Here is a 22,701-nt window from a genome sequence, read left to right as displayed (position 1 = left end):
CTCTCTCCGGGCGCTAAAATCTAGTGCACACTCATCGCACCATGTTCATTTGTCAAACAATTCTTTTACACCCCGTCCCGGCTCCCATTTTAGCACATAATACAGCAGCAGGGCGAATATCGCCGATAATACCCCGAAAAGTACCATGCGTTCGGCCCTGTAGTATACCGTGGCGTCATAGTCCCGCTCGAATCGCATCACCCCGGCAATGGGCTTTTTGCGCGCGGATTCATGACAAAAGCGGCATTTCTCCTCGAAACGTACAGGGATGAGGCAGGAATAGCGTCTCTGCCCGGCGCGGCACTGGGGACGCGGTTCCACGGAATTCAGCAGGCGCACGACCTCCGGATCCTGGGAGCTTTCGATCTTTCCCGGCGCGGTTACCCGGTAAGCGCTTGTAGTATAGACCGCGATATCGGTCCCCTGGCTCTCGCCTATGTCTTGAAGAAGCATCCATGCATAGGCCGGGTCCTTCGCCATCATCTTGGTACCGATAAACGAGTCCCGGATCACGCCAAACCCCCGCTCGATCTCGACGAAATAGCCCGATCGGTATATTTCATGTATGTCCCCCGCGTACGGAGGGATCGAGAACATCTGGGCCCCCGTGAGCAGCAGCAACATTGCGAGCACGGACGCGAATGCAAATTTGATCTTCATGATTGTATTCCCGTAATGGCGCCGGTTCCGGCGTCTGAATTACCTTTGGCGCACGCGCACCTCGGTTCCAAACCGCTCGATCCGCCCCTCGAGCTCCAGTCCCATGAGGGCCTCCTGTATCCGCCCGGCGGAAAATTCCAGCACGCGGATGAGCCTGTCGGTTTCCATCGCCCCCGCCCGCAGCGCCTCGATTATCCCGGCTTCGGGCGTGCCTTCCGGGTATCCGGCCGGTTTCCCCGGTTCACGCGGCGTATCGGTTTCGCCGGGCCGAACGGCCTTTACCGGCTCCGGCAGCCGTATCCCGGGGATCAGGGACGCGAGCTCCCTGAGTATATCATCGGTCGCCGCCGCGAGGTTGGCCCCATTTTTTATAAGCGCATGGCATCCGGCGTATCCCTGGTCGAACGCGGGCCCGGGGCAGGCAAATACCTCGCGATTCTGCTCAAGCGCGTGGCGCGCCGTAATGAGCGCCCCGCTCCCCTCCCCGGCCTGGATCACCACGGTCGCCCGCGCGAGGCCGCTCACGATCCGGTTCCGCCGTACGAAACCCCATTGAATCCCCTTAATCCCCGGGGGGTGCTCGGATACCAGCGCCGAGTTTCCGGAAGCGAGTATCGCGGCCCCCACGTCCCTGTTTCCCGCCGGATACACCAGGTCTATCCCGTTCGCGAGCACACCGATCGTAGGTGCACCGCGCGCGAGGGCCGCGCAGTGAGCCTCGCGGTCGATTCCCGCGGCCATGCCGCTCACGATGACGAACCCGTGATCGGCGAGCTCTCCCGATATGCGGCGCGCGTGCTCCCGCGCATTTGGATCCGCCTTGCGGGTCCCCACCACGGCGATCCGCTCGCGCGCGAGAATCCGTCCCCGGACATACAGCACGACGGGCGGCTGCGCGATCTCGCGAAGAATCGCGGGGTAAGACTCATCCCAGAAACTGATAATATCGGACCCGGCCGCCGCGCTCCTTGCCGCGATCATTATCGCCGCCTCGCGCACATCACGGTGATACTGTACGTGCAGGTGTTCCTGCGCCTCCGGCTGCGCCGCGCCGTATACCCGGGCGAATGCTTCGCCAGCGGAGGGCCGCGCGAGGGCCGCCCATACCCCGTGCGTCGCCGGTGAAGAAATAATCGAAAGCGCGACCGCGCATGTCAGCTCATCCATGTACCGTTCCCCGTCCCGGACAGCGTTCCCGCATGCCCTGCATGGCATAGTCCCCGTTCCGCCGGACGGCAGACCGCCCCTCCCCTTCATGCCCGCATGGCCGTTCCCGGTTCATGAAACCGTGGAACGCGGCATAATGAAATTAATACGAGCGGGGAGAGCGAATCAGGAAATTTTTATGCGCGCATCATGGGCGCTTTTCGGAAAAACGCGCGATGAGCCGTTCCATGACATCGCGGGGATCGACGACCATGACGCGGGTATCCGCGAGCACGTCGAGGAACCCTATCTCGTTGTCATAGCGCGGGACGATATGCTGATGCACATGGCGTATGCTTGCACCGCTCGACCTTCCCAGGTTGACACCCGTGTTGAAACCGGCGGGGTGAAACTCCTGCGTGAGCGCCTCGATCGCCTTCACGGTGACACGGTGCAGCTCCAGCGCCTCGTCATCGCTCAGGGCCGACAGTTCTTCGACATGACGGCGGGGGAAAATCATGAGATGCCCTGCGTTGAAGGGATAGAGGTTTACGGTGACGATCATGTGTTCGCCCCGGAACACCTCCAGGGATTCCACGTCCGGATGACGGTCCCGGATGGCGCACAGGATGCACTCGACGCGGGGCTTTTCTCCCCTCACATACTTGAGTTTCTCTGCGTTGAAGAGGTACCTGCGCATTGGATTTTGGCCCTACTCTTCCCGGTACTTTTTTCTCCGCCTGCGGATCATTAAGAGCGTGTACGAGGCTATCACCAGGGTGGTGAGAAAGCAGAACACTACCGTGAACAGGTATATGTAATCGAGCCTGCGAATGATATTCGTCTTGATGTCGACATCGTCGACAAGGGTCTTCGTCTGAGTCTCGACAATCCTCCGCGTGAATTGTATTTCCTGTGTCGTGAACACGTGCACCATCTGCTGGAACAGGTGCTTGATTTTCGAGAGGGATTCGCCCAGGCCCTTGATGTCCGCCTTCTTCCGGTCCAGATACTCCATGGCGCTCTCGATGTACTCGATGTCTTTCTGCGTCCCCTTGAGAGAGGTGACCAGATCGCGCGAATACGCGGCCGGGTGGCAATTGATGCAGAGCTTTTCGTCGATGATATTCGCCGACGAGCGCTGGATGTTATGCTTCCCGTGGCAGGTCGTGCACCCCGGCTCGCCCGTTTTTTTCACCGTGTCGAAATGGGGGCTGCGCTTGAACTGGCCCGCAGCGGTCGCGTGGCACTCGTCCCTGCCGCAGAACTGCGTGATGTCTTTCCTGTCGGGCTTCCCCGTGAAATTGTTTTCTTTTCCCTTCGACCGTTTCGCGTCATTTATCGAGGGATTGCCCCCGTGGCAGGTGGTGCAATCGCGCCCCCCCTTCGCATGAACGCTCGATTCCCAGTCCGTTACCGGCGCCGACAGCCGGGGATTCAGGCCCCGATGACATTCGACGCATTGGCTCTTCTCTCCCTGCGCCGCGGGCTTTGAAACGGGCATCTTCTCCGCCTGGGCGTACGCGAAACCCGCGGCAGCGAGGGCAGCGGCAATCATCATTGAGGCGAACAAGAATTTCCCTTTTAGCATTTCCCGAGCTCCCCTATACGGGCCCTTGCGGACTTCCCGTATGCGCGCGTGGTATTACCGGAGGATCCACTCCGGGATGAGCCGCAAGGCGACAAGGATCGTGATATTGGTATAAATCCCCGCGATGATATCGTCCACCACTATACCTATGCCGCCGTCCAGTTCCTGGAGCCTCTTTGCCGGAAACGGCTTCAGGATGTCGAAAATTCTGAACAATAGAAACGCCGCGAGCGCGGTCTTCCAGCAGAATGAATGGCAGAGCAGCGCGATTTTGAATCCCATGATTTCGTCAAGGACCACTTCCGCCGGGTCTTTTACTCCCAGGAACGCCTCTCCCGCCCCGCAGAGCCGGACGCACGGATACAGCAGCGCGGCGATGACGGCGGTGTTGATAATCCAGGAAACCTGGCCGAATAAAAGATGCTCAAGGACACACAGGGCCAGGGCGACCAGCGTTCCCGCGGTCCCCGACGCGAACGGGAAATAGCCGCTATAAGCCCCTGTAAAAAGAATCTCCTTCCACCACATCAGGACACGCTTTTATTCTTTTCTGAATAGGGAGGCAAAAACAGCCTCCAGTTGGTTATAAGGTAACGGATGCCCGAGAGCGCGGTGAGCAGCGTTACGAGCGCCATGAGACAGTACGGCGCGATGATAAGCCATTTTTCCGGATCGGTGGAATCCGTGATGATTTCGAAAACATGGTACATTGAAAATACATCGTCCTTGATTTCAAGGTAGACGCCCGATTTTCTGACGACGAACACCATTATTATGACGATTATTGATACCATCTGGAACGCGGTCTTGACCTTCCCGAACCTGCTTGTGCGAAGGGTATGCCCCTTCTTTATGGCCAGGTAGCGCATGAACGTGATCAGGATGTCACGGCCCACGATGACCACGATCATCCAGAACGGAATAAGCGGATCGAGGATAAGGAACGCGATGAGTCCCGATACCACCAGGAACTTGTCCGCGAGCGGATCGAGAAACTTTCCCATCTCGGACTCCTGCTTGAGGCGGCGCGCCATCCACCCGTCAAAAAAATCCGTGATGGATGCGGCAGCGAATACCACCAGGGCCAGGATGCGGTAGGCGGGGATCGGGGTGAAGATGAAATACAGGAACAGGGGTATCAGCACGATCCGGAGCAACGAGATGAGATTGGGAACGGAACACAAGCTGCCTAGATTCACGCCAGGACCCCGATGAGATCGTATTCGAGACTGTCGGTCACCTTCGCCGACACGATCGTGTTAACCTCTGCAAAATCCGCGGTCAAGTAAAAAACACCGTCCACCTCGGGCGCATCATACTCCGAACGCCCGCACCATGTCCGCTCGTCGATCCGCTCTTCCACCAGGACGCGGAGCGTGGCACCCACGAGCGCCCCCATCCTTCCGAGTGAAATATTTTTCTGGATGCGCATGAGCGCGCGGTAACGGGAGCGACGCGTTTTGTGCGGCACCTGCGCACCCAAGCCCGCGGCAGGAGTGTCCTCCTCAGGGGAATAGGTGAAAAATCCCACCTTGTCCAGCCTTGCGCTTTTCAGAAAATCCGCGAGCGCGCGGTGCGCGCGCTCGCCTTCCCCGGGGTAACCCGTCATAAAAGTCGAGCGGATTCGTATTGAGGGAATCTCGGCCCGCAGGGTTTCCACGAGCGCGAGGTAGGATGCCGCGTTCCCCTTTCTGCCCATGGAGGCGAGGATTTCGCCGTTCGCATGCTGGAACGGGATGTCGAGATATTTCACCACGGCGGGGCAGTCGCGGACAAGTTCGATAATCGAACGGTCGATGTGGTCCGGGTGGCAGTACATCAGGCGTATCCACTCGACGCCGGGGACCCGGGCCGCATCGTAGACCAGGTCCGCGAGCCCCGTCCGCCCGTGGCGATACGCGGCGGTATCCTGCGCGACCATGACGAGCTCTTTCGCGCCGCCGTCGACCGCGGCCCTGACGTCATCCATGATCGCATCGGGGGGGAACGGTACATGAGGCCCGCGTATCAGCGGTATGGCGCAGTAGCTGCACAGGTTGGAGCACCCGTCCGATATCTTGATATATCGGTACGGCAGCCCCTCCTCGATCGGCTTCTTCGCCCTGCCCGCAGCCGCAGGCCGTATGCCCATTGCGCGGCAGAGCGAGGGCACCAGATCATCGTCCACGACGCCATAGAGAAAATCGATCTCCGGCATGTCCCTCGCGAGGTCTTCCCGGTATCTTTTCGAGAGACATCCGACAACCGCAAGCTTTTTCGGGAAGGAACGCGCGCCTGCGCGAAGCGGGGCCCCTTCCGCGCAGGTCGTACTATCGTCTTTCAGATCGGCCGCCTGGAGGATCGCGTCAATCGATTCGCGCTTCGCGTCCTCGATGAACCCGCACGTATTAATAATGACAATGTCCGCCGATTCGGCCGCGGCGGACGCGCGGAAACCCGCGGCGGACATGCCGCCGTTGATCCGCTCGGAATCTACGAGATTTTTGGAACAGCCAAGGGATACGATGTGATATGAAATATCGTCGGGGGAAAACACCTACTTGCCGTCTCTTACCACCACCCGGTACAGGTTTGGATTGTTGATATCGCCCTCCCAGGTGATGACCTTGTTCACCACCTCGCCCGGATTTCCGAAATTGAAGTCCTTCCCGTTGATGCGCGCCCGCACCCCGCCGGCGTTCCCGAGTTTGACCTGCATGGACGCGGCCTCCCATCGTTCGCGGGTGCCCGCCTCGACGAAGCCCTTGCGCTTGTCCGCGCCGTCAAGGTACAGCTCTATGTAGGTGTTCTGCAGAAACTCGGCCTCGAACACGATTTTCAGGTTCTTCTTGTTCTGGGCGACTACCGTCGTGGTGTCCGCGACTTTTTCGCCGTCTGCGCCTTCCTTCTCGACCTCGCCCTTCTGGCCGAGTACGATCTGCACCTTGGCGCGATTCTCCGTGAGGCCCTTCAGGGTGAAGGTGATCTCGCGCCGGATCTCGGGGAGCTTGACCGTGAAGGCCCTCTCCATCTCCAGGGTTTCGTCCTTCTCACCCGGGAGCAGCTCGACGTATACCTTCTCCTTCTTAATCTCTTTCAGGATGAGCAGCACTTCCTTGTTGTCCACCATGAACTGCACAGCCTCGTTGCCGTACAGGAGAATAAATCCCGCGTCGTTCGCGAGCTGCAGTGTCCGGATGTTGTCGATTCCCAGGTTGTGCTTGGAGAGGTTGTACTCGTCCTTGATGCTCTTCACCGAGTCGTTTTTATCCACGTTTATATTCGAAAGGAATATCGAGCGGAAGAGCATGATGACGATGATCGCGCCCAGGACCCCGCCGGCGATCACCACGTAATTCCGGTACTGGTTATAGAGGGACTGCACCGTCATCATGACCGGGGTGCGCGTGGGCCGCGTGAGCTCCTCCAGCGGCGTCGCGCTCTCTCCTATCTTGTAGGCCTTGTAATACTGGATCATTTCGTCGGCGTCGAGCTTAAGGTACTCGGCGTAACTCCGGAGAAAGCCCATGGCGTAGGTTTCACTGGGAAACTTCTCGAAATCCTCGTCCTCGAGGGCCTCGATATATTTCAGTACGATGTTTGTCTCTTTCGCAACGTCTTTCTGCGTCAGTCTCCGCGCCTCGCGGGCCATCCGCATTTTTTCGCCAATGCTTTCCACGCTCTTACTCCTCGGCTATCATGGGGTTCTTGATGACGCGCGCCTTCGAGGGAATATCGAACTTGAACAGGCCGTTGGGCAGGTCCACGTCCGTCCTGATATTGGAGAAATCGATATCGACCTTCTTGCCGTTGGAGGTCTCTCCGGAAGCGCGCGTTATCAGGTAATCCTCGGAAATCCAGAGCTTGAGCGTACGGAAGCCGCTGCGGCTCTCCTTCTGCTGGAGCATGAGGGTATATTTCTTCGATCCGTCAGCCTGGGGCTCCGGCTGCTCCCGGGATGCGAATTTATAGTGATACTTGGAAAAAAGCCTCTGCAGGCCGCTGGCCGTGTTGGAGGTGAAAAGCGAGTCCGATGACGATTTGAGATCCTGCTCGGCCACCACGTTCATCGAGGGGATGTATATCCACATGGTATTCCCGCTCGTTATGATCTTCTGGCCGTAGGGCTGGTCGAATTCGACGAGCAGCCTGCTGGAGGACTTGTAGCGGACGGTGCCGCTCTGCGCGGAGCGCTTGCCCATCTTATCGGAATTGATCTTGAAATTCGCCTGGTAGGAGTCAATGGACGAGAACTTGTCCCTCACCTTCTTTACCACGTCGCTCACCGTCGTAAAATCGAACTTGTACGCGGCCGAATATGAAATGAACGATACGATCACCAGCAGCGGAAGTATGGCGATCATCAGTTTTTTCCAGTGTCTCATAAATCACATCCCATATGAAGAAAGAGTATGAGGAAACGGCGTTCCGGGAAGAAAAAATTTTGGTGCAAAGACTATTTAAACCGGGCAAAAAGTCAATACTAAAAATGCGCCCCTTTTAAATTCAGACCACGCCGCCGGGCAGGCGTATAGTATGGAGAAAAACGGGGCGCAGCCGCTCCCCCGCCGCGAATCGCCGCGTGATGTCACCCATCCCAATAACGAGAACCGCTGCCCGGCCGAACTCGCCCCATCCCTTTAAAATACGGTGAGCGCGGCGCGGATGAAGCTCGTGATGGGGGCCTGTTCACGCGCGTCTTCGACGGTATCGCGGAGCTCCTTGACCAGGTCGTTCGCGTTGTCGTGGACCTTGGTATCTGTCAGGAGCTTGCCGAGCGTACCGCTTCCCGAATTCAGCTTGCCGGTGATCATCTCTATGTTTTTAATGGTCTGATATATGCCTTCCCGGTTCTCCGACACCAGGTCCGATATCAGCGCTATCGGGTCGTCCCCGGAAATGCCCGTAAGCTCGCTGCGATCGGAAATTTCCTTGTGTATCGTGCCGTGCAGCATCCGCGCCCCCGGGTAGATACTGATATACTTTCCCCCCAGCGCGGACTGGCTCGCGATCTTAATGCGGTAATTCTCGAACATCCTGAAGGAGCTGAACATCTTGAGCTGGACGTCTATGGATTCCGCCTCCAGGGCTATCTTGTCCACAACGCCCGCCTTGACCCCGTTCACCTTCACATCGTCCCCGGATTCAAGCCCCTCGACGTTGTCGAACTTCACATGCATGACATAATAGTCCCTGGGCTGAAAAATCTCATCTTTCACCATGATGGTGAAATACCCGAGTATGATCAGGGCCGTGGTGAAGAGAACCCCCACCGCGATCTCATTTTTTATATGCATACAGCCGCCTCCCCGGGGCGCAGGACCCTTTTCCCGTATGCCCCGCTCTCTGCAAAGATATAGATATTGCGGATCACAAATTATAAAGCAACGTCAAAATGAGGCGTTTTTATCACTTTTTTCAATGAAATTAAACAAGTTCAAATAAACTGTCCAGAAATATATGTATAGCCGACTTACGACTTGATCTTGAGGAAGGAATCGATGGTCCCCTTCAGGGTGCTCGCCGATGAGATGAGGTCCTGTGAATTGTTGACGATGCGGCCGGTGAGGTAGGAAAAATATTGGGACGATTCCTTGATATTCGAAATCGAACTTACCAGCAGGTCGAGCTCCTCCTTGTGACGCGCGATCGCGAAGTTGACCTCACGCCCGCGCTCCCCGATCTCCTTGGACTCCTGGGTCACCATGTAGTTATTCTGTATCTGGGCTTCGATACGTGTGTAGGACTTGTCCATCATTTCGCGTATCGTCCCCACGCCTTCGACCATCGTCGCGATGGTCTTCACCGTGTTCGCCGCGTTGTCCATGCTGTCGGCGATCTCCACGCTGTTCCGTTTTATCAGGGAGTCGATATCCTTGATGCTGCGCGCGGTCTGGTCCGCGAGCTTCGATATCTCGTCGGCGACGACGGCGAACCCGCGCCCGTGCTCCCCGGCCCGGGCGGACTCGATCGCGGCATTTAGTGAGAGCAGGTTGATCCGGTCCGATATGTCGTTGATCAGCTCGAGTATCTCGGTCATCTGGCGTGAGCTCGTGTTGATCTTCTCCATGTTTCCCGAAAGCTGGTCGAGGTACGATTTCCCGGCTCCGGAAACCTCCGAAATCCGGTTGATGAGCACGATCTGTTGCTTCAGATCCGTATTTATCGATTGTATGATCTTCGTGAAATCCAGTATGCGCACTATAAGGATCCCCAGGTTGATCTGCTGCTCGTCGGCGCCTTCGGATATCTCCACGATCATCGCGCTGATGCGCTGGATGGTGGCGAGGTCGCCGTCTGCCGCCTCGGACTGCTTCGAGGCCTGCTTGGAGAGGGAGTCGAGCACCTGCGACATCGTGTCCACCGATTCGAGCAGTTTGCCGGTGGTGTCCTTGAGCTCCTTGATCGCGGTCAGGGTGAAGGTTATGAACTCGTCGAGCTTCGCGGCGATACGCATGGGGCTGAAATCGCCCTTTTCCTCCTCCCCCGATTTCCCGGAGGGAAAATACGCGTCTATGAGCTTGTCGATTTCCACGAGCGGCCGGATGATCGTGCGCGCGTGCCGCCGTCCCAGGAACGCGGCCAGGGCGATGAGCGCGACGAGCCCCCCCGCCATGAGCGCAAAGCTCGCGATGATCTTCGCGCGTCCCTGCGCACACGCCGCCGCCTGCGCTGCCAGGGCGTCGTTCATTCTCCCCCGCCCCTGCGCGTCGACGCTTCCGTCCAGCGCCTCGACGCTCAGCCGGATCACCTCCGCCTGGCGGCCTGTTTCATCGACCAGCCGGCTCATCCAGAGGAACCCGGCGCCGCCGGATACGATCACGGACGCGAAAAGGATACCCGCCAGGAGCGTCGGCAACGCTCTCCCGGAAACCGGTGAGGGTGATAATTTCATATCGGGCGACGCGCCTTTTTTATTTTTATGCCCACATAATACTCAGGTCGGGCTCGAATTTCCTCACCTGGTGCTTGTGGACGGGGATTACCCGCACCGTAAAGCCGAACTGGCCCGATTTCAGGCAGAGCATCTGGCCTTCGTATACGTAGAGGCCGTTCTCCCTGGTCTCCGCGACCTGCATGGGAAGGGCGGCACCCTCGATGATCTCGCCCACGGGATTCAGGCCGCCAAAGTAGAGCTCCACCTGCACGTCTTCCTGGGTGAGATCTCCCAGGCCCACCTCGACGCGGACCTTTACCTTCGAACCCACGGTGACCTCCCGCTCTTCGCCGAAAAGAAGGTCCTTGATGGAGACCTTTCCCCATTGTGAGTTGATGCACCGTTTCCATTCCGCGAATTCCTTTGAGCGGGCGAAATGATGCGAGGTGAAGCCCGTCGAATTCATGTGCGCGGGGATGTAAAACTTTTCCGAGTATTCGTGGACCATGCGGTTCGTATTGAACCGCGGGCAGTTGGTTTTCATGGATTCCTTCATCTTGGCGATCCATTGCCGTGGAAGCCCGTCGGCGCCGCGATCGTAGAACGCGGGCACCACTTCCTTCTCGAGAATATTATAAAGGGAGAGGCTCTCGATCTCGTCCTGGTACTCGAGGTCCTCGTATTCCTCGCCCTTGCCAATCGCCCACCCGTTCTCGCCGTTATAGGCCTCCATCCACCAGCCGTCCAGGGTGCTTATGTTGAGGCCGCCGTTGGGAAGCACCTTCATGCCGCTCGTTCCCGACGCTTCCTTGGGCCTTATGGGTGTGTTGAGCCAGACGTCGGCCCCCTGGACCAGGTAGCGTGCGATATTCATCTCGTAGTCTTCCACGAAGACGATCTTGTTGCGGAACCGGTCGTCACGTACGAGGTTGATGATGTGCTTGATGAGGTTTTTGCCCTCGGTATCGCGGGGATGCGCCTTGCCCGCGAACACGATCTGGATGGGGCGCTCCTTATTGAGGAGCAGCCGCTCGAGCCTCTCCATGTTCCGGAGAATGAGCGTCGCGCGCTTGTACGTGGCGAAGCGCCGGGCGAACCCAATGGTGAGCGCCTCGGAATCGAGGGCGGCATTCGCCTTTTCGGCCTCGCTCCTGGGCACGCCCCGGGCGATGAGCTGGTCGTAGAGCTTCTTGCGCGCGAAGGCGACCAGGCGCTCCCGCAGCCGGTCCCTGCAGCGCCAAAGCTCCGAGTCGGGTATGGAGTCGATATTGTTCCACATCTGCTTGTCCACGGGGTTGTCGATCCAGCGCGGTCCCAGGTACCGGTTGAAAAGCCGCATGAACTCGTCCGACGTCCAGGAGAGTATCTGCACCCCGTTCGTGATGTGCCCTATCCCCACCTCGTGCACGGGGAGCGAGGGCCAGATATTCTTCCACATGTTCCGCGAGACCGATCCGTGCAGCTTGGACACCCCGTTGCACCCCGCCGCGGTCCGTATCGCGAGCACCGTCATGCAGAAGCTTTCATCCGGGTCGGAGGGATTCTCGCGGCCCAGGGCCAGGAACTCCTCGCCGGTGAGCCCCAGCTTTTTATAATGGCTCGACAGGTACTGGTTGATGAGCGGGGGGTCGAATCGGTCGTTGCCCGCGGGAACCGGCGTGTGAGTGGTGAACACGTTGCCGGGGACCACGAACTCGAGGGCCTCGCTGAAGGTCAGCCCGTGATCCGTCATCGCGTTCGCGATGCGCTCTACCGCAAGAAATGCCGAATGGCCCTCGTTCATATGATACACGGTCACCTTTTTACCCAGGGCCCTGAGCGCCCTGACCCCGCCGATTCCAAGGATCATCTCCTGCTTGATGCGCATCTCGGAATCCCCGCCGTAGAGCTGGTCGGTGATCGCCTTGTCCTCGGGGCTGTTCAGGTCGATATTGGTGTCCAGGAGGTACAGATTGATCCTCCCCACCACCGCTTCCCACACCTGGGCGTGAACCTTCCTCCCCGACATTTCTACCGATACGACCAGCGGCTCGCCCCCGTCGCCGCGTACGGGCGACACGGGGATGTTGTGGAAATCGGTTACCGGAAAGCTCTCCTGCTGCCAGCCGTCGATCGTCAGGTACTGGTGGAAATAGCCCAGCCGGTAAAGCAGCCCCACGCCGGTGAGCGGGATCCCGAGCTCGCTCGCCGATTTCAGGTGATCGCCCGCAAGGATCCCCAGTCCGCCGGAATAGATCTGCAGGCACTCGTGGATGCCGAATTCGGCGGAAAAATAGGCGATGCGCACGTCCTTCATGTCGGGGTAGTTTTCCTCGAACCAGGACTTTTTCGTCATGTGCCAGTCGAGCTCCTCCTCGACGCGCTGCATGTGCGCGATGAAGCTCTCTGACTCCGCGGCGGCGTCCAACTCGTCCTGCGAAAGCATACCCATGAGGGCGATGGGATTATGGTCCGATTCGCGCCAGGCCTCGACGTCGAGCCTCCGGAACAGCTCGATCGCTTCGAAATTCCATGCCCACCAGAGATTGTGCGTGATCTTGGCCAGGGGTTTCAGTTTTTCGGGCAGATAGGGAATCACCCTGAATTTGCGGATACGTGCCATAGTACCTCTTCTATAAATTGCAATATATGTCTTCCGGGCGCGCGTGGATAATCGCCGGCGGTTGTCCGATTGCCACGGTATAGCCTACTTGTCCGCGCAGGGCAAGTAAATTTCACCGGGACATGCCCCCCGTACGGGCGATCATTCCCTGCCGGCTCCCCAAATAATGCTTGCGGGGAGGCCGGGAAAGGACACACTTCCCCCATGAAAGCCGTAAGGATCGTTTTGTGCCAGATGCCGCTCGGCGAAACGGTAACGCACATCGATGCGGCATTCATGCGCGAATACCGTCCCCACTTCGTGTGCTTCCCGGAGTATTTCTTCGTGAATCGGCGCCTGGGAAACCATGCCCAAACCCCGCACAATTTTCACCGCCAGCACACGCGGCTTGCCGGGCTTTCCCGGTGCCTGAATACGATTGTTATCGGCGGATCGATGCCGGAGCAGTCCGGGGAACTTCTTTACAATACGAGTTTCGTGTACGACCGCGGCAGGCAGATAGGTTTCTACCGCAAGCAGAACCTGTTTTTCGCGGAAGAGGGGAAAATCACCCCGGGGACGGAGTTCGGCACCTTCCAGGCGTACGGTATCACGTTCGGGGTTCTCATCTGCGCAGATGTATTCAGGGATGAAAGCTTCCTCGAGATGAAGCGCCGCGGGGCAGGCCTCGTCTTTATTCCCACCTTCTCACCGCACCGCGAGGAGACCATGGACGACAAGTTCGCGCGCGATAATGCCATCTTCGTTCGAGGCGCCCGGCTCTCGGGGGCCGTTATCGTGAAGGTGTGCGGGGTGAAGTCCGAATACCGCACCTTTTTGCAGGCGCGCAGCCTTGTCGCCGGGGAGCAGGGCGTCATCTACCGCGTGCGCCCCGACCAGGAGGAAAAGCGTATGCTCATCACCTGCGAGGTGGAGGTCCCGTGATCCCGCAACCCCATCCCGATGGGGTTGCCGCCCGCGTTACCGGTCGATCCGCTGCCTGATAAAATTGGGCAGCGCGAACGAGCCCCGGTGAATTTCGGCATTGTAATAGGTAAGTTCCGGCTCCAGAGACCTGGCCCTCGCCTCGTTGAAATCGGCCAGGGGATGATATTTCTTGGAGCAGAAGGTGAATCCGATAATACCGCTTGGATACGTGGGCACCACGGTAAAATAATAGCCGGAAACCGCGTAGTGCTTCTTCGCGTACCCCGTAAGGCGCTTCACGATATCGCCGTGATAGTAGAATGACTCGGACTGGGTCACCGCGATGCCGTCGGCACGCAGCGACTTCTTCATCGCCACGTAGAATTCCTCCGAAAACAGCACCTCGGCGGGACCAATGGGATCGGAGGAATCGACCATGATGACGTCATACGTGTCGGGATGCGCCTCGATATATCGGGCACCGTCCTCATGGTAGACCTTGACCCTGGGATCATCGAACCCGCACGCCATCTTCGGGAGGTATTTCCTGGACACTTCAACCACTTCGCCGTCTATCTCGCAGAGGTCTACCCGTTTCACCCCGCGATGCCGGAGGGTCTCACGGATGGTACCCCCGTCCCCGCCCCCGATCACCAGTACGTTTTCGGGATTCTTATGCGCGCACAGCGGCACGTGCGCTATCATCTCGTGATAGGCATGCTCGTCGTACTCCGTGCACATGATTACGCCGTCCAGGACGAGCATGCGCCCGAACGGCTTCGTGTCATAGACTTCTATCCGCTGGAATTTCGAGTCTTTCTTCTCGAGCAGGCTGTTAATCTTGATTTTGAGGGTGCGGCCGGCGTCAAATTCAAGAATTTCTTCGAACCACAGATGCGATTCCATGGGCATAGTTTTCACCCCCCATAAAAAATATTAGCCGGGGAAGTATCCCCCCGACTAATATCAGGAATTTCAAATAATCGTTACTTGCGCAAGGTAATGTTAAGCGTATAATCGGTGCCCTTGAAGTAGCTCAGCGTGAAATGGGCCACGACGTCGGGATCGTAATACTTGCAGCTGAACACATCGATATACGCGGTGTTCGTCAGGTTCGCGAAATGCCCGGATATGAGCGAAGTTTCGATAAGCTGAGTCATCGAATACCCGGCCACGCGCTCGTCCTCTCCAAAATTGACCACCTGGGTCTCCCCAAAGCGCTTCATCTCGATCAGGTCGCAGAGCTGGATCACATACTGCCGGATCATCTCGGAATCCCTGATGATCATGGGATCGCAGTTGTGAATATCCACGCTGCTGTATAATCCCCACGCGCCCAGCTCGTTGAAGTTGTCAATCGTGGGGATTGCCTTGAGTATGCGTTCGCTATTCAACGTAGCCTGCATTTTCGACCTCCCTGAAGGAAAGTATCTCTTTTGGCTTGGTATTTTCCGAGAGTATTCCCCTCTGGAATTGGAAGATGGAGCACCGCTCTGCTTCGAGCTCGTTTTTAATGTGATCCACGGCGGCGGTGTAGTCCAGGTCGCCGCATGTAAACACATCCACCGCGGCATAGCCGTACTCCGGCCACGTGTGAATGGTGAAATGCGACTCTGCGATTACGATTACGCCGCTTATTCCATAGGGCGAGAACTTGTGGAAGAAGGGTTTTATTATCGTGGCACTAGAGAGTTCGGCAGCGGCCATCATTACCTCCTCAACCTTTTTTACATCGTTAATGTGGAACACGTTGCAGTTGAAGAGTTCCGCTATCAAGTGCGTCCCCAAACCCTCCATGGCAAAACCTCTATTCATTAAATATCTTCTACACTTACGTGAGTGTATGCTTTAAGACTGTTTCACGCTTGAAGATATGCCCTGGGGATTTTAGATCCCTCTAGCCGTTATCCGGGGTTACAGCGGGTACCGTCTATTCTGCCTGCCCGCCGGCCCTTCATTTCGCGTTGTTTGGCAATTCACAGGTATTGCGACCTGTAAGAAATATCACCCCCCCTTGCGATTGCTCCAAACCATACACTGAACTATAGCAAAATTTTCAAGAACATTAATCAATTAGGCCGAGAAAAAACAAATATTTCAAATATTTTTTTATCCCCTGCCCCGTTTCCCGAGAAATAAATTTCCCAAAAACAAACATAAAACATTTTGTAACACTTCTCTCAATTTATGATGAGCTTTATTCACCCTCCAGGACCGCCCGCGACATCCCGGCCGGCCGATGGTGGCCAAAAATTAATGCTCATCACGAATAAATTGGCAGAGTATGAGATTAATAATCCCAATTATTCAAGTAAAAAAATTATGTCACACGAAAAAAATGAGGATTTTTTCAGGGGAAGTGGCCGCTATGGTCACTCGATGACCACTTCACGGTGCGGATTCAGTCTTGGGCGGGTGCGAGAATGCCGGTCGCGCCCGCCGGTGTGAGGCCGGTGACGAGCACGCGCGCCGCAATTCCGGCACGCGCGATTTCCGGGGCGCCGCCGGGCAGCCCGATCTTGATATAGTTGTCGCTCACGGCGGTATACCCTTCACTGCCGCGGCCTTTTTCGATGACGCAGGAAAGTATTCTGCCCATGAACTGCGCCCGGTAGCGCTCACCCGCGTCCCGGCCCGCGCGCTTCATCGCCCCAGAGCGCGCGCGGACCTTTGCGGCGGGGACCCGGCCGGACGCAATCGACGCGGGCGTGCCGCTCCTCGCCGAAAAGCTGAACTGGTGCACATAGGCGAATCCTGCGCGGTCGATCATCGCGAGGCTTTCGTCGAAATCCGGGTCTTCCTCACCCGGATAGCCCACGATTATATCCGTTCCGATCGCAATCTCGGGGGTTTTCTTCCTTATATTAGTGATGATTTCAAGATATTCGCGCGCGGTGTAAGGCCTGTTCATCGCCGCGAGTATCCTGTCGGATCCGGATTGCAGGGGGAGATGGATATGCGGGCACACCTTGCCCTCGCCCAAAAGCCCGATAAGCCTGTCGTTGAGGTGAAGGGGCTCTATGGAGGTGATGCGGACTCTGAATGCGCCGGGAAGCCCGCACAGCGCTTCGACGAGGACGGAAAGGTCATGTCCCCCGTGCTCGTATTTGCCTATGGTAATGCCGGTCAGCACGAGCTCGGGGCAGCCGTGGTCGATGAGCGCCCGTGCGTGGTCGAGTATCTCGCCGAAATCCCTGCTTTGGGGCGCCCCGCGCACGCTCGGAACCACGCAATAGGAGCAGTGACCGTCGCACCCGTCCTGGATTTTCAGAAACCCGCGCGTGTGAAGATACGGGAGAGGGGCGCACGGATTTTCGGGGGCCGATATTTCCTCTGCCGTGTACGGTACCGGGCCGTCCTCCCCCGTGACCTCCCGGATCGCGCGCCATAGTTCCGCGCGATGCGACTCCGCGGCGAGCGCGCCCACCTGGGGCATGGCGCGAAGCCCCCCGGGATCGCGGCGCGCGAGGCAGCCGGTCACGAGCGCGAGGCCCGAATGTGAATATCCGGCCCCCTGGCGGATGTAGTTGCGGCATTTTTTATCGCTGCGGTCCGTCACCGTGCAGGTGTTCACGATCACGAGATCGGCGGGCTCCCCGAAGGGCACGGAACGCCACCCCGCGTGCGCCAGATCGTGCGCGATCTTCGAGGATTCGTACTGGTTGAGCTTGCAGCCAAGGGTTTTTATGGAAAAAGTGCCGCTCATGGGCGCCGCGCGTCTCCGGTTCAGGAATTTCCGGCGCCATCTTTGCGGTCCAGTTCCTCCATTGTCAAGGTTTTAAACCCCTCGATGAGCTGGTGCAGGCCCTCGGCGCGCGAGGAGAGCTCCTCGGATGAGGCGGCGATCTCTTCGGCCCCCGAGGCGTTCTCGGAGGCGAATTCCTGTATCCGGCGCATCGCGTCTTTCATGGACTCGCTGTTAGACCGCTGGAACTCCGATACCTTGATTATATTCGCGGCCTTTTCCTCCAGCCGGCTCATCACCTCGCGAATGCGGTTGTGGTTATCCGCCTGCTGGTTCGAGAGGCCGGCGATCTCCTCGATAAGGTTGGAATTGTTCTCGATGATCTGCATGATCGTGGCGATTGCCTGGCGGATTTTTCCGACCATCTGGCTGCCGGTGCCCACGTTGTGCTCGATCTCGGTCGATAGGGTCTGGATCTCCTTGACCTGCCGGCTGGTATTGTCGGCGAGCTTTCCAATCTCGTCGGCCACCACGGCGAAACCCCTTCCCGCGTCGCCCGCGCGCGCGGCCTCGATGGAGGCGTTCAGGGAGAGCAGGTTGATCTTGTCGGATATGTCGTTGATGATGTTCACCATGTCGGTGATCCGTTTCGAGGACTCCACGATGAGGTTCATGGCGTCCGCGGTGGACTCGCCCATGGATTCCCCGTCCCTGGAGATCGACATGGAGCGCGCGCTCTGGTCCCTGACCACCTGCATGTTGCCGGCGATCTTCTTCGACATGTCCTCCAGGCTCGATATCGACTCCGCCGCCCGGGAAACGTCCTCCACCTGCTCGTTGATGTACTCCGTGGTCTCCTTGAGCGAGTCCAGCACCAGGTTGAGCTCCACGGTGATCTCCCGCACGGAGCCCGCCTGCGCGGTGCTGCTGGAGCCCATCGTCATCGAGGTGGAGGTAAGCTCCTCGCTGGACGCGGCGAGAGAGGTGGCCGCGTTTTTAAGGAATTCGATGGTCCGGCTGGACTGCTCGATCATGATGTTCAGGTTCGTGGAGATCATCCCGACCTCGTCCTCGCCCTCGTAATCGACCCTCCTGGTGAAATCGCCCCGTGCGACCTCTTTCAGGATTTCGGAGACCCGCACGATGGGCCGGAGGTTTCGCGTGATGAGGAGGTTGAGCGCGATGAATATGATGACCGCCCCGATGAGGATCACGCTCACGGTGAAGATCGTTTCGGTCACGATCTGGCGGTTTACGTCCTTCGCGTAATACGCCAGGATGACGCCGCCCCAGAACTGGCCCTTGATGCGGATGGGCGCATAGCTGTTTATATAGACCTCTCCCGTGTCACGCACGTAATCGGCAGACTTGATCCGATCCGGCTCGAAGTTTTTTCCCAGGTAGTCCCATATCCTGTTCGTCCGGGACCCCTCTATGTCTTTCTTCAAATCCCCGGTGAGCTTCTGGGAATTTCTCGAATTATGAAAGGGAACCAGCCCGTTTTTATCCATCAGGGCGGTTATTCCCACCTCCGGCACCTTGAGGAAGCCGTCCACCAGGCGGCGCATGCGGCCGGCAAACTGCTCGTCGTCGCCGTATTCAGGCATGAAGCGCTGAAAGCTGTCGATGCTCCCATCCTTGCGGGTCTCCCGGGAGGCGAACACCTTCTGGAGATAATCCTTGGGCAGCCTTTCCCTGTCTTCAGGGCGCACCCAGAGCTTCACGCACTCTCCCACGGAAAGCTCCTTGTATTTGAAGTTAATGAATTCGGCAAGTTTGTGCCTTCCCGAATCGATCTCGTTCTCGATCTGCTCGCGCGCCAGTTCCGCGCCGATGCTCGCAAACTCCCCGGCCTTTTCTTTATAGGCGTCGAGCACCTTCGCGCGCGTCCGCACGTAGGCCACTCCGGCCATGACCGCGGTTACCGCGAGTATAATAAGCACGAGTATAAAGGTAATCTTCGCCGACAGGCTTTTTCGGGTGATTTTCATGTATTCCGCTCTTACACATATTTATCGGGCCTCTTTCGGGGCCGCTCACGCAACCGAATGCATCGGATTATATTCGCAAACCCGATTCGACTCAAGGAAAATATCTCAACCGGAGGCAGCAGCGGGTGATATCGGACCCCTATGGCCGTACTACCCATTACCCACAAGTCAAAAAACACCCCCCATACCCCCCGATGGGGGGCAACGATATCTGCCAATGACAGAAAATGCATATTCTGCCGATTGTTGAAGTCCCCCTCCGGGGGATTTAGGGGGCCTCTTTAGACAGTTTGTGTGATGTGGGTAATGGGTAGATGGCCGTAAAAGGAACAGAAAGCCATGCATAGTATCCCTGGATGACGGCCCGCCCGCGATCAAAAAAACCGACCGTCCGCCCGGTAAAAAGATATTGACATATCGCCTTGCCCGGGTTTCATAAAGCTGGAAATAACGTGGAGAGCGCAGTTATCCGGATTCACCATAACCCCGCGAGCGCCCGATGAGCTACATAGAGAAGGTACACGGCATACGCGAGGAGATCGACGCGATCGCACATGCGCGCGGGGGAGACGCGCGCGGCGTGCAGATAATAGCGATTTCCAAGACGCATGACGCCGATACTATACAAAAGGCCATAAATGAAGGTATCCGGCTGTTCGGCGAGAACAGGATACAGGAGGCCAGGGCGAAAATCCCGCTGCTTAAGGGCGAATTTGGCTTTCACCTGGTGGGCCACCTCCAGTCGAACAAGGCCAGGGACGCGGTCGCGCTATTCGAGCTGATCCATTCCATCGACAAACACGGCACCGCAGTAATGGTTGACACGGAGGCGCGGAAAATCGATAAGGTGCAAAAGGTGCTCGTCCAGGTGAACACCTCGGGCGAAGACAGCAAGAGCGGGGTCCGTCCCGATGACGCGATAGCCCTCTGTCGTGCGGTGCGGGAGCTCCCCAGCGTGGATCTCCGGGGACTTATGACCATTGGGCCCCTTACGGGGGACGAAGACAGGGTCCGCGCCTCGTTCCGCATGCTCGCGGAAATTCTAACGAAGACGAACGCGGCGCTGGGAACCGATATGCAGGAGCTTTCCATGGGGATGTCGTCGGACTACCGTATCGCCGTCGAGGAGGGGGCGACCATGGTGCGCATCGGGACTGCCATATTCGGGACCAGGGATTAGGGAATGAAAAGGCTGGACAATAGAACCGTCGGCGTGATCGGTACGGGAAACATGGGCGGCGCGCTCATCCAGGGGCTGCTCCGCCGCGACGCGAACTGCCGCATCGTCTGTTTCGACGTGGACGCCTCCCGGGTCGATTCGCTGCAGCGCGAGCACGGGCTTTCATGCGCCGCTGCCGCCACGGACCTCGTCAGGATGTCCGATATCGTGATACTCGCGGTAAAGCCCGACACGGTACCGGCCGTGGTCGCCGGGATCCGGGAAGCGCTCGGGGGGAAGATACTCGTTTCGATCGCCGCGGGCGTCACGCTGGAGGCGCTCGGGGCGATGAGTCTTCCCGGCCAGCAGATCGTACGGGTCATGCCGAACACCCCCGCGCTCCTGGGCGAGGGAATGAGCGTTCTCGCGCCGAACGGGCACACTGCCCCGGAGGGGATAGACCTGGTAGAAGAGGTATTCGCGTGCAGCGGCAGGACGCTCATTTTACCGGAAAAGCTTATGAATGCGGTCACGGGCCTCTCCGGCAGCGGACCGGCATACGTGTTCACGTTCATTCAGGCGCTTGCCGACGGGGGGGTCAAGATGGGCATTCCCCGCAGGGAGGCGCTCATGCTCGCCGCCCAGACCGTGTCGGGCGCGGCGGCGATGGTGCTCGAATCGAATGAAAACCCGATCTCACTTCGCGGGAAGGTTACCTCGCCGGGCGGCACTACCATCGAGGGTGTGCACATCCTTGAAAGATCAGGCTTTTCGGGAATTGTCATGGACGCCGTGGAAGCCGCAACCGTTAAGGCCGCAAAATTGGGGGACACCAAGGCATGAACGGATGGCCGGTAACGCAGTACCAGCTAAAACAGGTCAAGTGGGCCCTGGCGCTTATAGCCATCGCGATCTCCGCCGTACTCGTGGTGGGCAACATCATCGCCGTCTTCGTGGTCACGCAGGTCGTCGTGGATCCCCAGGGTTACACGATCCGGGAGGGATTTCCCTTTTTCACCTCCGGGCCTGACTACATCAAGTTCCTGAAATCCTACCCGCATAACCCGGGGACGAAGCTGAAGTTTCACACGGTCCAGTCGGGGGAGTCCTTCTGGGACATCGCGCGCCGCTATAACATCAACGTCGACACGATCATCGCGGCGAACCCGTTCCTCACCTCGATGCAGGCGAAGGAAGGGACCGAGATCGCAGTTCCGCTCGAGACCGGCGTGCTCGTGCCCTGCGACAGTTTTATCGACGCCCTGCGCATGAAACGCCTCCTGGGCCACAAGGGCCCCATCCTGGGCAATTACATCCATTCCCCCTTCCGCCTTTTCTCCATGGACGACATGCGCCTCGCCTTTTTCAAAGGCGCGCAGCCCTACCTCGTGAGCCGGCAGCTCCAAATGCTTTACAATATAAGGAGAAACTACCAGCACCCGCTGACCGAGGGGCTGTACTCGTCGCTCTTCGGGGACCGGGTCGCGCCCTACCACACCAAGATGGAGTTTCATAACGGCGTGGACATCCAATCGCGCATGGGCGCCCCGATCTATCCCATCCGCGAGGGAATCGTTTCATACACCGGCTGGCTGGACGGGTACGGCCACGCGATCAAGATCATTCATCCCGACGGATACGAATCGATGTATGGCCACTGCCTCGCCATCAAGGCGAAACAAGGGGACATGGTCGCCCGGGATCAGGTGATTGCCCTCGTGGGATCGACGGGGCTGTCAACCGGACCCCATCTGCATTTCATGATGACACGCCACGGCAAGGTCCTCAATCCGCTTCTCTTCATCTGGTAGGGTTCGCGTGGACGAACCCGGCGTGTTCAGGATCGAACCCGGGGAAGAGCTCGACCTGCACCATTTCAGCCCCCGCGACGCAAAAAACCTTGTGGTGGATTTTATCGACGACGCGCGCGCGAAGGGCCTTGCCCGCGTGAGGATCGTCCACGGCAGGGGACGCTCCGTACTCAAGTCCATCACCCTCGCCGCCCTCGCCGCCCACCCGGCGGTCCTATCCTTTCACGACGACAAGGCGAACTGGGGGGCGACGATCGTCCATATTAACATTGACAAATGAGGCGCGCGGGGGGA

Annotated in this window: 22 protein-coding genes; 5 read left to right on the top strand and 17 right to left on the bottom strand. The window is 58.1% G+C overall.

Translation table 11 applies throughout. The annotated features are described in order from the left end of the window. Positions 1 to 45: 45 nt before the first annotated feature. The 12 genes from EPN93_09565 to EPN93_09510 form a co-directional block, all read right to left on the bottom strand. Positions 46 to 660 (bottom strand): hypothetical protein, encoded by a 615-nt coding sequence (locus tag EPN93_09565; GenBank protein TAL35697.1) that lies wholly within the window; start codon positions 658 to 660, stop codon positions 46 to 48. Positions 661 to 699: 39 nt separating this feature from the next. Next, positions 700 to 1,917, bottom strand: a complete 1,218-nt coding sequence (dprA, locus tag EPN93_09560; GenBank protein TAL35696.1) for a DNA-protecting protein DprA — start codon at positions 1,915 to 1,917, stop codon at positions 700 to 702. Between the two features lie 97 nt (positions 1,918 to 2,014). Further along, complete coding sequence (locus EPN93_09555; GenBank protein ID TAL35695.1) at positions 2,015 to 2,506, bottom strand: HIT domain-containing protein; 492 nt, start codon at positions 2,504 to 2,506, stop codon at positions 2,015 to 2,017. 12 nt (positions 2,507 to 2,518) lie between these two features. Further along, positions 2,519 to 3,397, bottom strand: coding sequence for a hypothetical protein (locus EPN93_09550; protein TAL35694.1), 879 nt, complete (start codon positions 3,395 to 3,397; stop codon positions 2,519 to 2,521). A gap of 54 nt (positions 3,398 to 3,451) precedes the next feature. Beyond that, positions 3,452 to 3,925 carry a phosphatidylglycerophosphatase A gene (locus EPN93_09545; GenBank protein TAL35693.1) on the bottom strand — a complete coding sequence of 158 codons (474 nt, stop codon included), beginning with the start codon at positions 3,923 to 3,925 and terminating at the stop codon, positions 3,452 to 3,454. Then, positions 3,925 to 4,620, bottom strand: a complete 696-nt coding sequence (pgsA, locus tag EPN93_09540; GenBank protein TAL35692.1) for a CDP-diacylglycerol--glycerol-3-phosphate 3-phosphatidyltransferase — start codon at positions 4,618 to 4,620, stop codon at positions 3,925 to 3,927. The genes EPN93_09545 and pgsA overlap by 1 nt, the downstream gene beginning before the upstream one ends. After that, complete coding sequence (rimO, locus tag EPN93_09535) at positions 4,593 to 5,933, bottom strand: 30S ribosomal protein S12 methylthiotransferase RimO (protein TAL35691.1); 1,341 nt, start codon at positions 5,931 to 5,933, stop codon at positions 4,593 to 4,595. Before rimO ends, pgsA begins: the two co-directional genes overlap by 28 nt. Beyond that, entirely contained in the window at positions 5,934 to 7,055 is a 1,122-nt protein-coding gene (locus EPN93_09530) for a hypothetical protein (protein TAL35690.1), read from the bottom strand. 4 nt (positions 7,056 to 7,059) lie between these two features. Next, positions 7,060 to 7,761 carry an outer membrane lipoprotein carrier protein LolA gene (locus tag EPN93_09525; GenBank protein ID TAL35689.1) on the bottom strand — a complete coding sequence of 234 codons (702 nt, stop codon included), beginning with the start codon at positions 7,759 to 7,761 and terminating at the stop codon, positions 7,060 to 7,062. Between the two features lie 255 nt (positions 7,762 to 8,016). Then, positions 8,017 to 8,673 carry an MCE family protein gene (locus EPN93_09520; GenBank protein ID TAL35688.1) on the bottom strand — a complete coding sequence of 219 codons (657 nt, stop codon included), beginning with the start codon at positions 8,671 to 8,673 and terminating at the stop codon, positions 8,017 to 8,019. Positions 8,674 to 8,849: 176 nt separating this feature from the next. Beyond that, positions 8,850 to 10,271: a hypothetical protein gene (locus EPN93_09515; protein ID TAL35687.1), complete on the bottom strand. Its 1,422-nt coding sequence runs from the start codon at positions 10,269 to 10,271 to the stop codon at positions 8,850 to 8,852. Between the two features lie 25 nt (positions 10,272 to 10,296). Next, positions 10,297 to 12,855 carry a glycosyltransferase family 1 protein gene (locus EPN93_09510; GenBank protein TAL35686.1) on the bottom strand — a complete coding sequence of 853 codons (2,559 nt, stop codon included), beginning with the start codon at positions 12,853 to 12,855 and terminating at the stop codon, positions 10,297 to 10,299. Between the two features lie 204 nt (positions 12,856 to 13,059). Between EPN93_09510 and EPN93_09505 the strand changes: the two genes are divergently transcribed. Then, a complete protein-coding gene (locus tag EPN93_09505; protein TAL35685.1) occupies positions 13,060 to 13,779 on the top strand; it encodes a carbon-nitrogen hydrolase family protein in 720 nt (239 codons plus the stop codon). Positions 13,780 to 13,815: 36 nt separating this feature from the next. On the opposite strand, the gene EPN93_09500 is transcribed toward EPN93_09505, so the two are convergent. The 5 genes from EPN93_09500 to EPN93_09480 all read right to left on the bottom strand — a co-directional run bounded on the left by EPN93_09500 (position 13,816) and on the right by EPN93_09480 (position 19,437). Beyond that, complete coding sequence (locus EPN93_09500) at positions 13,816 to 14,667, bottom strand: polyamine aminopropyltransferase (GenBank protein ID TAL35684.1); 852 nt, start codon at positions 14,665 to 14,667, stop codon at positions 13,816 to 13,818. 80 nt (positions 14,668 to 14,747) lie between these two features. Continuing rightward, a complete protein-coding gene (locus EPN93_09495) occupies positions 14,748 to 15,323 on the bottom strand; it encodes a hypothetical protein (GenBank protein ID TAL35683.1) in 576 nt (191 codons plus the stop codon). Next, complete coding sequence (gene speD, locus EPN93_09490; GenBank protein ID TAL35760.1) at positions 15,148 to 15,558, bottom strand: adenosylmethionine decarboxylase; 411 nt, start codon at positions 15,556 to 15,558, stop codon at positions 15,148 to 15,150. Before speD ends, EPN93_09495 begins: the two co-directional genes overlap by 176 nt. A gap of 604 nt (positions 15,559 to 16,162) precedes the next feature. Continuing rightward, the gene (locus EPN93_09485) at positions 16,163 to 17,467 is read right to left on the bottom strand and encodes a MiaB/RimO family radical SAM methylthiotransferase (GenBank protein TAL35682.1); all 1,305 of its coding nucleotides are present in this window, start codon (positions 17,465 to 17,467) and stop codon (positions 16,163 to 16,165) included. Between the two features lie 20 nt (positions 17,468 to 17,487). Further along, positions 17,488 to 19,437: a methyl-accepting chemotaxis protein gene (locus EPN93_09480; GenBank protein ID TAL35681.1), complete on the bottom strand. Its 1,950-nt coding sequence runs from the start codon at positions 19,435 to 19,437 to the stop codon at positions 17,488 to 17,490. A 499-nt stretch (positions 19,438 to 19,936) separates the two neighbouring features. On the opposite strand from EPN93_09480, the gene EPN93_09475 reads away from it, so the two are divergent. The 4 genes from EPN93_09475 to EPN93_09460 are packed head-to-tail and all read left to right on the top strand — an operon-like array spanning position 19,937 to position 22,687. Further along, complete coding sequence (locus EPN93_09475) at positions 19,937 to 20,617, top strand: YggS family pyridoxal phosphate-dependent enzyme (protein ID TAL35680.1); 681 nt, start codon at positions 19,937 to 19,939, stop codon at positions 20,615 to 20,617. A 3-nt stretch (positions 20,618 to 20,620) separates the two neighbouring features. Next, the gene (gene proC / locus EPN93_09470) at positions 20,621 to 21,439 is read left to right on the top strand and encodes a pyrroline-5-carboxylate reductase (GenBank protein TAL35679.1); all 819 of its coding nucleotides are present in this window, start codon (positions 20,621 to 20,623) and stop codon (positions 21,437 to 21,439) included. Beyond that, positions 21,436 to 22,407: a LysM peptidoglycan-binding domain-containing protein gene (locus tag EPN93_09465; GenBank protein TAL35678.1), complete on the top strand. Its 972-nt coding sequence runs from the start codon at positions 21,436 to 21,438 to the stop codon at positions 22,405 to 22,407. The genes proC and EPN93_09465 overlap by 4 nt, the downstream gene beginning before the upstream one ends. Beyond that, positions 22,385 to 22,687 carry a DNA mismatch repair protein MutS gene (locus EPN93_09460; protein TAL35677.1) on the top strand — a complete coding sequence of 101 codons (303 nt, stop codon included), beginning with the start codon at positions 22,385 to 22,387 and terminating at the stop codon, positions 22,685 to 22,687. The genes EPN93_09465 and EPN93_09460 overlap by 23 nt, the downstream gene beginning before the upstream one ends. The last annotated feature ends 14 nt before the right edge of the window (positions 22,688 to 22,701 follow it).

This window comes from Spirochaetota bacterium, from assembly GCA_004297825.1.
GTDB lineage: Bacteria > Spirochaetota > UBA4802 > UBA4802 > UBA5368 > FW300-bin19.
Note: the sequence above shows the minus strand (reverse complement) of the source record. Positions and strands in the feature narration are given on the sequence as shown.